Origin of the sequence: Janthinobacterium sp. YR213 (genome assembly GCF_900099875.1) — a bacterium.
Lineage (GTDB): Bacteria > Pseudomonadota > Gammaproteobacteria > Burkholderiales > Burkholderiaceae_D > Janthinobacterium > Janthinobacterium lividum.
In genome coordinates this window covers 68,050-80,856 of record NZ_FNDA01000006.1, presented here as the reverse complement: position 1 = coordinate 80,856, position 12,807 = coordinate 68,050, and the positions used below count along the sequence as shown (strand labels likewise).

15 protein-coding genes, 2 tRNA genes and 1 riboswitch are annotated in these 12,807 nt (G+C 55.8%); of the genes, 12 read left to right on the top strand and 5 right to left on the bottom strand.

The window, feature by feature from the left end:
- Positions 1–76: 76 nt before the first annotated feature.
- Together nrdR and glyA are read right to left on the bottom strand one after the other, a co-directional pair.
- Entirely contained in the window at positions 77–538 is a 462-nt protein-coding gene (gene nrdR, locus BLT98_RS24045) for a transcriptional regulator NrdR (RefSeq protein WP_034759169.1), read from the bottom strand.
- A 306-nt stretch (positions 539–844) separates the two neighbouring features.
- Positions 845–2,092, bottom strand: a complete 1,248-nt coding sequence (glyA, locus tag BLT98_RS24040) for a serine hydroxymethyltransferase (RefSeq protein ID WP_034786580.1) — start codon at positions 2,090–2,092, stop codon at positions 845–847.
- 111 nt (positions 2,093–2,203) lie between these two features.
- Positions 2,204–2,328: riboswitch (ZMP/ZTP riboswitch) on the bottom strand.
- 315 nt (positions 2,329–2,643) lie between these two features.
- Here glyA and ybgC point away from each other — a divergent pair.
- The 12 genes from ybgC to BLT98_RS23985 all read left to right on the top strand — a co-directional run bounded on the left by ybgC (position 2,644) and on the right by BLT98_RS23985 (position 10,440).
- Positions 2,644–3,045 (top strand): tol-pal system-associated acyl-CoA thioesterase, encoded by a 402-nt coding sequence (gene ybgC, locus BLT98_RS24035; RefSeq protein WP_092612199.1) that lies wholly within the window; start codon positions 2,644–2,646, stop codon positions 3,043–3,045.
- Between the two features lie 47 nt (positions 3,046–3,092).
- Entirely contained in the window at positions 3,093–3,782 is a 690-nt protein-coding gene (tolQ, locus tag BLT98_RS24030; RefSeq protein WP_034759183.1) for a protein TolQ, read from the top strand.
- 15 nt (positions 3,783–3,797) lie between these two features.
- Positions 3,798–4,238, top strand: coding sequence for an ExbD/TolR family protein (locus BLT98_RS24025; protein WP_223278896.1), 441 nt, complete (start codon positions 3,798–3,800; stop codon positions 4,236–4,238).
- Between the two features lie 48 nt (positions 4,239–4,286).
- Positions 4,287–5,306 (top strand): cell envelope integrity protein TolA, encoded by a 1,020-nt coding sequence (gene tolA / locus BLT98_RS24020; RefSeq protein ID WP_081345451.1) that lies wholly within the window; start codon positions 4,287–4,289, stop codon positions 5,304–5,306.
- Positions 5,303–6,580, top strand: coding sequence for a Tol-Pal system beta propeller repeat protein TolB (gene tolB, locus BLT98_RS24015; RefSeq protein ID WP_080753660.1), 1,278 nt, complete (start codon positions 5,303–5,305; stop codon positions 6,578–6,580). Before tolA ends, tolB begins: the two co-directional genes overlap by 4 nt.
- Before the next feature lie 43 nt (positions 6,581–6,623).
- A complete protein-coding gene (pal, locus tag BLT98_RS24010) occupies positions 6,624–7,145 on the top strand; it encodes a peptidoglycan-associated lipoprotein Pal (RefSeq protein ID WP_034786578.1) in 522 nt (173 codons plus the stop codon).
- A 135-nt stretch (positions 7,146–7,280) separates the two neighbouring features.
- Positions 7,281–8,039: a tol-pal system protein YbgF gene (ybgF, locus tag BLT98_RS24005; RefSeq protein ID WP_034786577.1), complete on the top strand. Its 759-nt coding sequence runs from the start codon at positions 7,281–7,283 to the stop codon at positions 8,037–8,039.
- A 67-nt stretch (positions 8,040–8,106) separates the two neighbouring features.
- Positions 8,107–8,182, top strand: a tRNA-Lys gene (locus BLT98_RS24000).
- Positions 8,183–8,271: 89 nt separating this feature from the next.
- Positions 8,272–8,347 (top strand) — tRNA-Lys (locus tag BLT98_RS23995).
- Between the two features lie 489 nt (positions 8,348–8,836).
- A complete protein-coding gene (locus tag BLT98_RS28940) occupies positions 8,837–9,043 on the top strand; it encodes a hypothetical protein (RefSeq protein ID WP_139179360.1) in 207 nt (68 codons plus the stop codon).
- 22 nt (positions 9,044–9,065) lie between these two features.
- Positions 9,066–10,244, top strand: a complete 1,179-nt coding sequence (locus BLT98_RS23990) for a reverse transcriptase family protein (protein ID WP_092612196.1) — start codon at positions 9,066–9,068, stop codon at positions 10,242–10,244.
- Complete coding sequence (locus tag BLT98_RS23985; protein ID WP_081922733.1) at positions 10,237–10,440, top strand: cold-shock protein; 204 nt, start codon at positions 10,237–10,239, stop codon at positions 10,438–10,440. The genes BLT98_RS23990 and BLT98_RS23985 overlap by 8 nt, the downstream gene beginning before the upstream one ends.
- A 255-nt stretch (positions 10,441–10,695) precedes the next feature.
- On the opposite strand, the gene BLT98_RS23980 is transcribed toward BLT98_RS23985, so the two are convergent.
- The 3 genes from BLT98_RS23980 to BLT98_RS23970 form a co-directional block, all read right to left on the bottom strand.
- Positions 10,696–10,980 carry a BrnA antitoxin family protein gene (locus BLT98_RS23980; RefSeq protein ID WP_092612628.1) on the bottom strand — a complete coding sequence of 95 codons (285 nt, stop codon included), beginning with the start codon at positions 10,978–10,980 and terminating at the stop codon, positions 10,696–10,698.
- A 142-nt stretch (positions 10,981–11,122) separates the two neighbouring features.
- The gene (locus tag BLT98_RS23975) at positions 11,123–12,253 is read right to left on the bottom strand and encodes an acyltransferase family protein (RefSeq protein ID WP_092612193.1); all 1,131 of its coding nucleotides are present in this window, start codon (positions 12,251–12,253) and stop codon (positions 11,123–11,125) included.
- Between the two features lie 122 nt (positions 12,254–12,375).
- Positions 12,376–12,717 (bottom strand): ArsR/SmtB family transcription factor, encoded by a 342-nt coding sequence (locus BLT98_RS23970; RefSeq protein ID WP_052140607.1) that lies wholly within the window; start codon positions 12,715–12,717, stop codon positions 12,376–12,378.
- Between the last annotated feature and the right edge of the window lie 90 nt (positions 12,718–12,807).

Sequence of the window (12,807 nt, the reverse complement as noted above, 5' to 3'; positions counted from 1 at the left end):
CAGGCCGCTTGCCAGGCGAACGCTGGCGTGGTGAAAACGGGGCGCATGAGTAGCCCCGTTGTCGGCGAAGTGAACGTCAGGGCTTGCGTGCCTGTCCCACTTCGGCAATCGCATCCTGGAACTCGGCCAGGTCTTCGAAGTTCTTGTAGACGGAGGCGAAGCGGATGTAGGCGATCTTGTCCAGGCGCTTCAATTCTTGCATGACGAGTTCGCCGATATAGCCGGAATCGACTTCGCGCAAGCCGCTGGTCAACAGTTTTTCCTGGATGGACGCGATGGCCGTATCCACGGAGGCGGCCGCGACGGGACGCTTGCGCAAGGCCAGCATCAAACTGCCGCGCAACTTATCCGCAGCGAACTCCGTCCGGCTGCCATTCTTTTTGACGACGGCCGGCATGATAAGTTCAATGCGCTCGTACGTGGTAAAACGCTTGTCGCATTTGCCGCAACGGCGGCGGCGCCGAATGGCATCCCCTTCCTCCGATACGCGCGTATCGAGAACCTGGGTGTCGCCGTGCTGGCAAAATGGACATTTCATGGGCTGGCTACAACTTTATAGTAATAATTACGGGAAATCGCCGCCCTTGTACAAAGGGCGCCCGAATCACTCCGGGCGCCCTTGGGCACGACTGGAATGTGTCATACAGAATCTTACTCCGTATGACACATTCTGGACAAATAATTAGCGACTATTCCGGTAAGGAGCGTCTGCAGCAGATTGCTCATCGGTCGCGCGGACAAGGCGCGAGGAGGACGCATGACTAGCCATGCTACGACGAGCAACGCAGTACCCGCTTCCGAGGGGCTGTCTGCTGTAGATGTATTCCTTCACCGGAACAGGCTCTTAAGCTGCGTATACCGGGTGCGCGTCGGCCAGCACTTTCACGGCCGCTTTCACGCGCTCGATGGTGGCGGCGTCATGCGGATTGTCCAGCACGTCGGCGATCAAGTTGCCCACTTCTTCCGCTTGCGCTTCCTTGAAACCGCGCGTCGTCATCGCCGGGCTGCCCAGGCGGATGCCCGAGGTGACGAATGGCTTTTGCGGGTCGTTCGGGATGCCGTTCTTGTTGCAGGTGATGTGCGCGGAACCGAGGATGGCTTCGGCTTCCTTGCCCGTCAGGTTCTTGGCGCGCAGGTCGACCAGCATGACGTGCGATTCGGTGCCGCCGGACACGATGCGCAGGCCGCGCTTGATCAGGGTTTTCGCCAGCACGTCGGCGTTCTTGATCACTTGCTTCTGGTATTCGACGAATTCAGGGCTCAGCGCTTCCTTGAAGGCGACGGCCTTGCCGGCGATCACGTGCATCAGCGGGCCGCCCTGGATACCAGGGAAGATGGCCGAGTTGATGGCTTTTTCGTGTTCGGCCTTCATCAGGATGATGCCGCCGCGCGGGCCGCGCAGGGATTTGTGCGTGGTCGAGGTGACGAAGTCGGCGAACGGCACCGGGTTCGGGTACAGGCCGGCGGCGATCAGGCCGGCGTAGTGGGCCATGTCGACCATGAAATACGCGCCAACTTCCTTGGCGATCTTGCTGAAGCGTTCGAAGTCGATCTTTTTCGAGAACGCCGACGCGCCAGCGATGATCAGTTTCGGCTTGCGTTCGCGGGCCAGGCGCTCCATTGCCTCGTAGTCGATGTCTTCTTCCGCCGTCAAGCCGTAGGAGACGACGTCAAACCATTTGCCGGACATGTTCAGCGGCATGCCGTGGGTCAGGTGGCCGCCTTCGGCCAGCGACATACCCATGATCAGGTCGCCTGGTTTCAGCATGGCGAAGAACACGCCCTGGTTCGCCTGCGAGCCGGAATTCGGCTGCACGTTCGCGCATTCGGCGCCGAACAGCTGTTTCACGCGGTCGATGGCCAGTTGCTCGGCCACGTCGACGTATTCGCAGCCACCGTAGTAGCGCTTGCCTGGGTAGCCTTCGGCATATTTATTCGTCAGCTGCGAGCCTTGCGCTTCCATTACGGCTGGCGACGTGTAGTTCTCCGACGCGATCAGTTCGATGTGGTCGTGCTGGCGCGTATTCTCTTTTTGGATGACGGCGAACAATTCAGGATCGACGTTGGCGAGGTTGTGATCTTTTGCAAACATGTAAAAACTCCAAGTATGAGGGTGCTTGTACTGGCAGGTTGGATCGAATGAGGGGAGCCGGCGTTAAGTGAATAACAACATTGGACAGGCAGCCTCTTCGTGCTTTTCCATAGTGGCTACCCAGGCGAACGGCTGATGAAAAATCTCACGTTTCCCGGTGGATGCCCACCTTTCGCCGGTTTGCCGATCGCCATTCATGGAGATCGCCCGACTTTTCGCCAGTCACGTGAGACGTAATGGAAGCCAAATTGTAAGTTAAGTGCCCAAATTGAGCAAGGAATGCAACCGTGCGGCTATAATCGCCGCGCGCCACCCCAGCCAGGGTGCGGCCACAAGCTGCCCCGGGGCATGACTGCGGCTTTTAAGCTGAACTTAAACCTGGCCATGGCATGTAAGCGTATGTTACGAAGCTTGCCATTGCACACGCCGGATTTACAATGCTGCGGTGCAACTTATATGCAGCTTTTGCATGGCTTTCCAGCAAGCGCCCACAGTCACAAGAAGAAAAATCGCGTAAAATGTTGCTCAATCTCACTACTGGCGCAATAAACATGCCTTCAGTCTTTACCTGGAACGTACGTGTCTACTATGAAGACACCGACGCCGGCGGCATCGTCTATTACGCAAATTACCTGAAATTCTTCGAACGCGCGCGTACCGAATGGCTGCGCGCCATCGACGTGGGCCAGCAGGAATTGCTGGAGCAGCACGATGCAATGTTCGTTGTCAAAAGCGTCAACGCCGACTATCATGCGCCAGCCAGGCTCGATGACACGGTAAGATTAACCTTAAGCATAGAAAAAATGGGGCGCGCCTCCATCGTTTTCCTGCAACAAGCCTGGTGCGGCAACCGCCTGCTCAATACGGCCCGCGTCAAGATCGGCTGCGTCGATTCGGCACTGCGCCCGCGCGCCGTGCCTGATGCAGTCGCGGCCCGCATGCGCGCCGCCTGAGCCCTACCCGCCACTCCCGGACAATTCACCCAACAGACTGCCAGCCAATGAACGTTACACAAGATCTTTCTTTCCTCGCGCTCATCTCCAATGCCCATTTGATCGTGCAACTGATCATGGCCCTGCTGCTGCTGATTTCCCTGACCAGCTGGACCTACATTTTCCGCAAGATGTTTGCCGTGCGCCAGGCGCGCAAGCAAACCATCGAATTCGAACGCAGCTTCTGGGCCGGCGGCAACCTGCATGCGCTGCACCAGAACGCCAGCGGCAACCGCGACCAGAGCGGCGCGCTGGCCCGCATCTTCGACGCCGGCATGGGCGAATTCATCAAGGGCAAGGCTTCCTACGGTTCGCGCGAAGCGCTGGACGTGGGCGCCGTGCTCGACGGCGCACGCCGCGCCATGCGCGCCGCGTTCCAGCGTGAAATGGACGTGCTCGAATCGCATCTGGCCTTCCTCGCTTCCGTCGGCTCAGTCTCGCCGTACATCGGCCTGCTCGGCACCGTCTGGGGCATCATGAACGCCTTCCGCGGCCTGGCCAACGTGCAGCAAGCCACCCTGGCCGCCGTCGCGCCCGGCATTGCCGAAGCGCTGATCGCCACCGCCATCGGCCTGTTCGCGGCCATTCCCGCCGTCGTCGCCTACAACCGTTTTTCGCATGACATCGACCGTCTGGCGATCCGCTTCGAAAGCTTCGTCGAGGAATTCTCCAACATCCTGCAGCGCCAGTCGCGCTAAGAGGGAGCAGCGTCCATGGGTTCCTCATTCAATAGCGGCGGCATGCGCGGTGGCCGTGGCCGCAAGTTCAAGTCCGAGATCAACGTCGTGCCGTATATCGACGTGATGCTGGTACTGCTGATCATTTTCATGGTGATGCCGTCGTCGAACAATCCCAGCGTGGTGAACTTGCCCAACGCGGAAAAGTCGGCCAAACCGCCCGATGACTATATTCAGATCGTGCTGAAACCGAATGGTTCGCTGTCGATCGGCGTCATCGGCAAGGAACAGCTGTCGCCGGAAACGGAGCCGAACCGCGACGCCCTGCTGCGCAAGCTGCGCGGTTTGCATGAAAGCAATCCCGACTATCCCGTGATGATCGCGGGCGACAAGGAAAGCAAGTACGACGATGTGATCCAGCTCATTTCGGAAGCGAAAAAGATGGGCATTACCCGCGTCGGCCTGGCCACCAAGTAAGCGCAGCACCCTGTTTCCAGACTTGACCGTTTTTAGATAGACTAGACTTTGCAGAACAAACAAATCGACCATGTACTCGGCAAGCCCTACAGCGTGCCGCGCGAACGCAGCCGCTGGCCCTCGCTGGGCCTGGCGCTGGCGATGCACCTTGGGCTGCTGTTTTTCCTGTGGGTGGGCGTACACTGGCAAAATACGGAACCTGTCGCCGTCGAAGCGGAAGTGTGGGATATGAAAGTGCAGACGGCCGCGCCGCCGCCTGACGTGGCGACGGAACCGGAGCCGACACCGGCGCCGCCGCCGGAACCGCAAGTGGAACAGCCGGCTCCGCCGCCACCGCCGCCCGTGGCAGCGCCCGAGCCGAAGGTCGATCTGCGCGAGGCTGAGATCGCCCTCGAGCGCAAGAAGGCCAAGCTGAAGGAAGAAAAAGACAAAGCGGCAGCGGAAGAACGCCGCAAGCAGGAATTGAAGGAACGCGAGGAAGAAAAGCGCGAACTGGAAAAACAGAAGCAGAAAGAAAAAGACAAGGCTGAAAAGCTGGAAAAAGAAAAGGCCGACAAGCTGGAGAAAGCCAAGGAAGCCAAAGAGAAAGAAAAGGCGGCGGAAGAAAAAGCCGAGAAAGAACTGTCCGAGAAAAAAGCGGCGGCGGAAAAAGCCGCCAAGGCGAAAAAAGCGGCGGAAGAGAAAAAAGCCGCCGACAAGGCGCGCGCCGCGGAAATGAGCCGCATCACGGGTGCGGCGGGCGCCGGCACGACGGGCACGGCCGCGAAAGCGACCGCGCCACGCAAGGACAGCGGCTATGTCGCTGCCCTGACGAGCAAGATCAAGAGCAATATCGCGTACAGCGGTAGCACGGACGTGCCGGGCAACCCGCGCGCCGTGTTCAAGATCGAGCAACTGCCAACTGGGGAAATTATTTCGGTCCGAAAGATTAAAAGTAGCGGCCTGCCGGCGTATGACAGCTCGGTGGAAAACGCCATTAATAAATCGTCGCCACTGCCGAAGAAAAAAGACGGCACCGTGGAACGCGAGATTGAACTCATATTCGAGATGAAGGATTTGCCTAAATGATGACCATGAAAAAAATGAGCTATGTCGTGCTCTGCGCCAGCCTGGTGCTGGGAGCGTCAAGCGCCCAGGCGCAGCTGCGCGTGGAGATTACGGGGATCGGCAGCAACCAGATCCCGGTGGCTGTCGCCAGCTTCGTCAATGAATCGGCGGCGCCGCAATCGCTGTCTGGCATTATCAAGGCCGACCTGGCGCGCAGCGGCGTGTTCAAGCTGATCGACGCCGATGCGCCCGTATCGGAAACGGCGCCCGTCAGCTACGAACAGTGGAAGTCGCGCGGCGCCGACGCGCTGGCGGCCGGCACCGTGCAAAGCATGGCCGATGGCCGCCTGGACGTGCGCTACAAGCTGTTCGACACCATCAAGGGCGCCCAGATCTCCAGCATGAACAATGCGGCCGCGCCGCAGTTCAACCGCTTGCTGGCGCACAAGATCGCCGATGACATCTATGAAAAGCTGACGGGCGTCAAGGGCGCGTTCGCCACGCGCATCGCCTACGTCACGCAATCGGGCCGCGAGTACCGCCTGGAAGTGGCCGACGCCGATGGCGAAGGCATCCAGGTTGCCCTGCGCTCGAACGAGCCGATCATTTCGCCATCGTGGTCGCCGGATGGCACCAAGGTCGCGTATGTGTCGTTTGAAAAGAAAAAGCCGATTGTCTACGTGCAAAATCTGGTGACGCGCCAGCGCACCATCGTGTCGAATGAAAAAGGCAGCAATTCGGCGCCGAGCTGGAGCCCGGACGGCTCGCGCCTGGCCGTGGCCCTGTCGCGCGATGGCCATACCCAGGTCTACACCGTCAATGCCGACGGCAGCGGCTTGCGCCGCGTCAGCAGCAGCAGCGGCATCGATACGGAACCTCAATTCTCGGCCGATGGCCAAAGCATTTACTTCACCAGCGATCGCAGCGGCGGACCACAAATCTACCGCATGTCGGTCAGCGGCGGCGAAGCCAAGCGCGTGACGTTTGGCGGCTCCTACAACATCAGCCCGCGGATTTCATCCGACGGGAAGACACTCGCTTATATTTCCCGTCGCGACGGCAATTTCCAGCTCTACGCGCTCGACCTGGCTAGTGGCCAGGAACTGCGCCTGTCGGACACCGCCAACGACGAATCACCGAGCTTTTCGCCCAACGGGAAATATATCATGTACGCGACCGAATCCGGACGACGCAAGTCGCTGGCAGTGGTATCGGTGGATGGCCGCGTCAAACAGCGTTTGACTACGCAAGCTGGCAATATCAAGGAGCCCACCTGGGGTCCTTTTATGAAGTAAATGCTGTACAGTTTCACCTTTAACCATGACCCGGAGAATAAAAATGAGTAACTTTAAAAGTTTGGCTTTCATCGCCGCTACCGCAGCCCTGCTGTCCGCCTGCAGCACCCCAGTCAAAGTCGCAGAAACCCCAGTGGTTGAGCGCGCTCCTGAAAAAGTCGTTGCTCCAGTTGACACCCGTCAAGTTCAGCCAGTGACGACCGCATCGGTCGATCCACTGGACGATCCAAAAGGCGTGCTGGCTAACCGCAGCATCTACTTCGACTTCGACAAGTACGTCGTGCGCGAAGCGGACACCCCAGTCGTGCAAAACCACGCTGGCTACCTGGTGAAAACGCCTAGCCGCAAGATCCTGATCCAAGGTAACACCGATGAACGCGGTGGCGCTGAGTACAATCTGGCCCTGGGCCAGAAACGTGCTGAAGCCGTGCGCAAGTCGATGGCTGCCCTGGGCGTGCCAGAAGGCCAAATGGAAGCCGTGTCGCTGGGCAAAGAAAAGCCTAAAGCTCAAGGCAGCAACGAAGCAGCATGGGCAGAAAACCGCCGCGCTGACATCGTTTATTGATGTTCAGGGGTGAGCGCCGCAGCATTGACGCTTACCTAACTGGCCAGTCATAGGCATAATAATGGGGCGCAGCGCGGTGATTCACCGCCCGGCGCCCCGTTTGCATGTTTTGCGTAACCTTTGAAAGCCCGACCCATGATGACATTCTCGAAAGCCGGCGTCGCCGCCGCCTTGATGGCCGCGTTTGCCTACCTGCCCCTGCACGCCAACGCCGCCCTGTTCGACGACGACGAAGCACGCAAGGCCATCCTCGAGCTGCGCGCCAAGGTCGACGCCATGGCGCGCGACCTGAACAGCCGCATCGACACCAAGGCGGACAAGACCAGCACCTTGAGCCTGATCAACCAGCACGACCAGACCATGCAAGAGATCGCTCGCCTGCGCGGCCAGATCGAAGTGCTGGGCAACGACCTGGCGAATGTGCAAAAGCGCCAGAAGGATTTCTACACCGACATCGACGCGCGCCTGCGCAAGCTCGAGCCGCGCCAGGTCACCATCGACGGCCAGGAAGCGGCCGTGGGCGTCTCCGAGCAAAGCGCATACGAATCCGCGTTCGGCCTGTTCAAGTCGGGCGACTACAAGGGTGCCGTCACGGCCCTGGACGGCTTCGTGAAACGCTATCCGGAATCGGCCTACGCGGCCAACGCGCAATACTGGCTGGGCAACGCCTATTACGCCCAGCGCGACTGCAAGAGCGCCATCACGGCCCAGCAGGCAGTACTGAAGAACTACCCGGACAGCCCGAAGGCGGCCGATGCCATGCTCAACATCGCCAGCTGCTACACGGAGCTGAAAGACAAGCCGAACGCGACCAAGACGCTGAACGCGCTGATCTCGCGCTACCCGGACTCCAGCGCGGCCCAGGCGGCCAAGGAACGGGGCGGCAAAAAGTAAAAGCGAGGAAAAAGTTGCCCGTTAGGTTTGACAGAATCCCGGGCACCCCCTATAATCTTTCTTCTTCGGGTCGTTAGCTCAGCTGGTAGAGCAGCGGACTTTTAATCCGTTGGTCGCAGGTTCGAATCCCGCACGGCCTACCACGAATACGCAGTACTGATCTGCTTGCGAGTTGTTATAGCAAGCATTTTTTTACGGCACAGTGTTACCGAAGTTGTTGTAAAAAGTTTTTGGGTCGTTAGCTCAGCTGGTAGAGCAGCGGACTTTTAATCCGTTGGTCGCAGGTTCGAATCCCGCACGGCCTACCAAATACTATGAAGAAGCCAACCGTTCGCGGTTGGCTTTTTTGTTTTCAGCACAATACCCCTTCCCTACACACACAACAAATCCACCACACTCCAACTTGTTGAGTTGCATATTTTAAAAATATATTTGACAATATATTTTCCCTAAATTAATATTACAGCACAGGATAAAATGTTCTGCTGCCGTGTTTTCGCTCTTTAAAAAGTATACGAGTATTGCTGAGATTGACTTGGTGTCCAAGTTGAGTCCTTATTTCCGGGATTCAACGATATCACTTGATATCTCTACCGGGACGTTGGCCTGCATGCGACGCGCATCGCGCGCCGCATGTGGCACAAATTCCCGGCGCCTTATAACAACAGTAGTAAGACGATAAAAGTGACGGAGTTCGCCCCAACCAGGTTACACCTCACCATTAGTCAAAAATAGATTCTGAAGGCTAGGCGACCTATCCACTTCTGGATAGGCTCAACCCCTGAAAGGAAATTTCCGTGAATCTATTAATCACAAAACTCAAGCAATCTCGTATTAACCGCATTGTTTGGCCGGAAGCCAAACAATTTGCGTGGCAGGCGTGGTTGGGGCTTAAAAAAACAGTAGGTGAAGACCTATTACGACTGTTCTTTCGTTTAATAGTCAATGCTCTAATCAGAGAAAGTCTAGATTTTTTGATGAATCTGCTTAGTAATTTGTCTTAACAACACTCCGTCAACTTTAATTATGAATATTAGCTACTCACATCCTCCGATAGGAAGCATTTCTAAATTGGCAAAAATGCTTAATGTGTCTGAGGCATATTTATATCAAGTTGCAAAAAATCCAGAGAATTTTTACGCACTTTCAGAAATCCCCAAAAAAAATGGTGACTTTCGAACAATATCCGATCCAGTCAAAGAACTTAAGATAGTTCAACGTAGAATTATACGTAGGATTTTCTGCAACTGCATTTTTCCAACGTATTTATTTGGATCAATTAAAGATATAGAAAATCCACGTGACTTTGTAAGAAATGCACAATTTCATTCAAATGCAAACGAAGTAATGGCTTTCGATATTGATTCATTTTTTCCATCAATACAAGCAAAGTATGTGAAGCTTGTATTTAAATATTTATTAAAATTTCCAAATGACGTTTCTGATCTACTGGTAAAGCTAACAACTTTAAATGGCAGCATTCCTCAAGGTGCGCCAACAAGTCCTTATATTGCCAATTTGGTTTTCTATGATCAAGAACCAAAGCTGGTAAAATTATTTACGGACAAAAAACTGCGCTATTCTCGTTTGGTTGACGACATAACAATTAGCTCAGAGAAACCAATAAGTTCCGGAAACAAAACCTTTATATACGAGCAGGTAAAAAAATTACTTGACTCGAAAAGTTTAAAAATAAACAAAAAGAAATATCAAGTAACAAATACATCCAATTCTGGGAAGAAAACGATTGTTACCGGATTGGTCATCGAAAACAATATAGTCAAGCTTCCTAAGGAAACTATAAAATCAATTGGCCGGCAAGTTTACACACTCAATAGAATGGCAGATGTTGCGACTACCGACGTTAAATACCACAAGGCACATGGATCAACTTCTGGATTAGTCGCATTATATAGTAGGTTAAACAAAGAGAAATCCGATATCCACCGACTATCACTTAGAGGAATAAAACCCACGTATAGTCCCGCAAGATTGAAAAAAATAGCTTCCCTTTGTCGACGATTCATTAAGTACGGTGAATCACACACAAAAAAACACGGGGATGAAGACTACGCTAAAAAATATTATAAGTACAAGCACAAAATTAGCATAATTCGAAGAACCGATAAAAAAACTGCGTACAGATTAGATTTAGCACTAAAACCGATAAAACCTTTACATCTATTATCCAGCTATCATGAATGAAGGCAGAATAAAAAATTTTGACATACTAAAGGGCTTTGGGTTCATCACACGACCAAAAGGTAAAGAACTTTTTTTCCATTGGACAGATGTTAAATCTCACCATCAAGGCGCAGCAGTTTTAGTTGGCGCTCTCGTTAATTTTGAAATTAGCGAAGAAAAACCTAATCGAGCAAAAAATGTCATTTTAGTAACATGATATAAGAAAATTTGAAAATCTATTGCGGATAGCTCTGCTTTTCCTCTGTCTGCAAAATACTACGGGGCAGTCAAGCAAAATACTAGTATGGTCAGTATTTATTGTCTGCGACTAACACTCATTTCCGTTAATATCTCCGATACCTGCTACACAGCCATCTTTATGGCAGTGGCCTGTGCCACCCAATTATAGGAAATGCAGGGGTAGCCCCACCTTTCGCAGACGATCTCAACCTAGGCTAGCCCAGGCAATAGGTCACTTCACCCGCCGAGCCCGCAGCCACTCCTTCAACGCATCACTCATGCGCGGTTGCCACCCATCGCAGGTGGCCTTGAATGCATCGAGAATTTCGGCATCGAAACGTATGGTCGTGCTGACCCTGCCGCCAGTGCCAGTAGGCCTGCCGCGACGCCGTACTAGTTCCTGTCGCGCCTCGGGACGGGAAACGGGCTTGTCCCCAGCTTGCCAGACGCCCTGCTCAAAAAAACCGTCCGTAAGCTCAGGCGCATCGTCTGAATCACCCCCAGGCTTTGCTTGTATTTGTCGATTTCGCGTTCATTTGCCTTCATCAACTTAGCGGCATTAAAAGTGATTCTAATTATTTATTGTAATAACAAATAATAGAAACAGCCGGCCCCATTTTTGAGCCAAAGGCAATACCGGAGCAGCTAGATCGCCACCCTTAACGCGACGCCAACGCCGACCTCCCCGCCAGATGCGCCACCACGCTGCCCATCACCCGCCCCAGCGGCACCTCCACCCAGCGGTAAAACGCGGCGCCGGCCGCCAGGCTGGCGCCCCAGGCTGTCAGCATGCCCAGCGCTTGCCATTCCGGCTCGAGCGGTACATACGTGACAAACAAGGCATTCACCAGCAGGCTGACGGGGAAGTGGACGAGAAACACGGCATACGAGATCCGGCCCAGGGTGTTGATGATGTTCCAAGCAGCGCCCTGGGATGGCGTGCGGGCGCGGCCGAACAGGAACAGGGCGCAGGCGACGATCAGGGCCAGCGCGATGCGGCTGCGGTAATCGATGGCCAGGGCCAGCAGGACGGGCACGGCGGCCATGGTCATAAGTGCAGTCATGGCGCCGGGTTTGCGGGCCGGATCGCTGGCCCACCAGGCCAGCATGCCAAGGCCATAGCTGCCGAAGAAATATGGCGCCCAATTGTCCCAGTCCGCGTCGAGATTGAAATACAGCAGGGAAAAGGTAATACCCACGGTGACGGCCAGCGGCATCAGCCAGTGCCCGCGCCGCTGGCCCGCCAGGCGGCCGCCCAGCCACAGCAGCGACACCGTCAGCAGGTACAGCTGGAAATCGATGGCAACGTACCAGGCGCCGGCCGACAGCGACTCATAACCGAGCACGCCATGCAGCAGCAAGGCATGAGCGCTCAGCTGGCCCAGGGTGACGGCGGCCGACATGGAGTCGTGCTGCATCCAGATGCCGGCCACGGGCGTGATGACGGCGGCGAGCAAGGTGGCAGCCAGGAAAGGCGGCGCCAGCTTGGCATAACGGCGCCAGATCGCCTGTAGCGGCGTGGCGATGCCGGGACGGCCGGCAGGTGACAGGGATTTGGCGACGAGAAAGCCGCCGATGACGAGGAACACTTGCACGGCGATGCGCGCACTGCCGCCCAGCCAGTCCAGCAATGCGGGCCACAGGGGCTGCACATAGTCGGACATGGGGCCGTAAAACGCCAGGTGGTGCAACACGATCAACTGCGCCGCGCCTGCCTTCAAACCATTGATCCAGCCAAACTGCGGACGATTTGCCAGGTCCGCCTGTGATACCACTGCTGCTGCCGTCATTCCCATCCCTTGCCGTGCCAGGTAGCGTCGCCAGCCCATCGCGCAACAGGCGCGCGGCCGGGGACTTACCGAAAGGCCGATATCATAGCCGAGCCTGGAAGATGGCGGGGCACGGCAGGCCGCTACGCGCCCTGCCCGCCCGCATCCGGCGCCTCGGGTGCCAATGGCTGTTGCGCCAGGATGGCGTCCAGCAAGCCGGGGAAGCGGCTTTCGATATCGGCGCGGCGCAAGGTATTCATGTGCGTCGTGCCCGCGTTTTCCGTATAGACGAGGCCCGCTTCGCGCAAGACCTTGAAATGGTGGGAAACGGTCGACTTCGGCCGTCCGCCGTCGAGGTCGCCGCAAGCGGCCGCGTCGACTCTGGCCAGGTGGCGCACGATGTCGAGGCGAATGGAGTCGCTCAAGGCGTAGAGCACGCGTTCGAGCACGAATTCGCTGGCGGGAGGATGTTTGTGTGGGCGCATGAGCAGAATCATACAGCATGCGCTATACTAATTCTATTCTTCGAATATTTACGAACTACCGAATCAGCATCCACCAATACTTCCACCAAC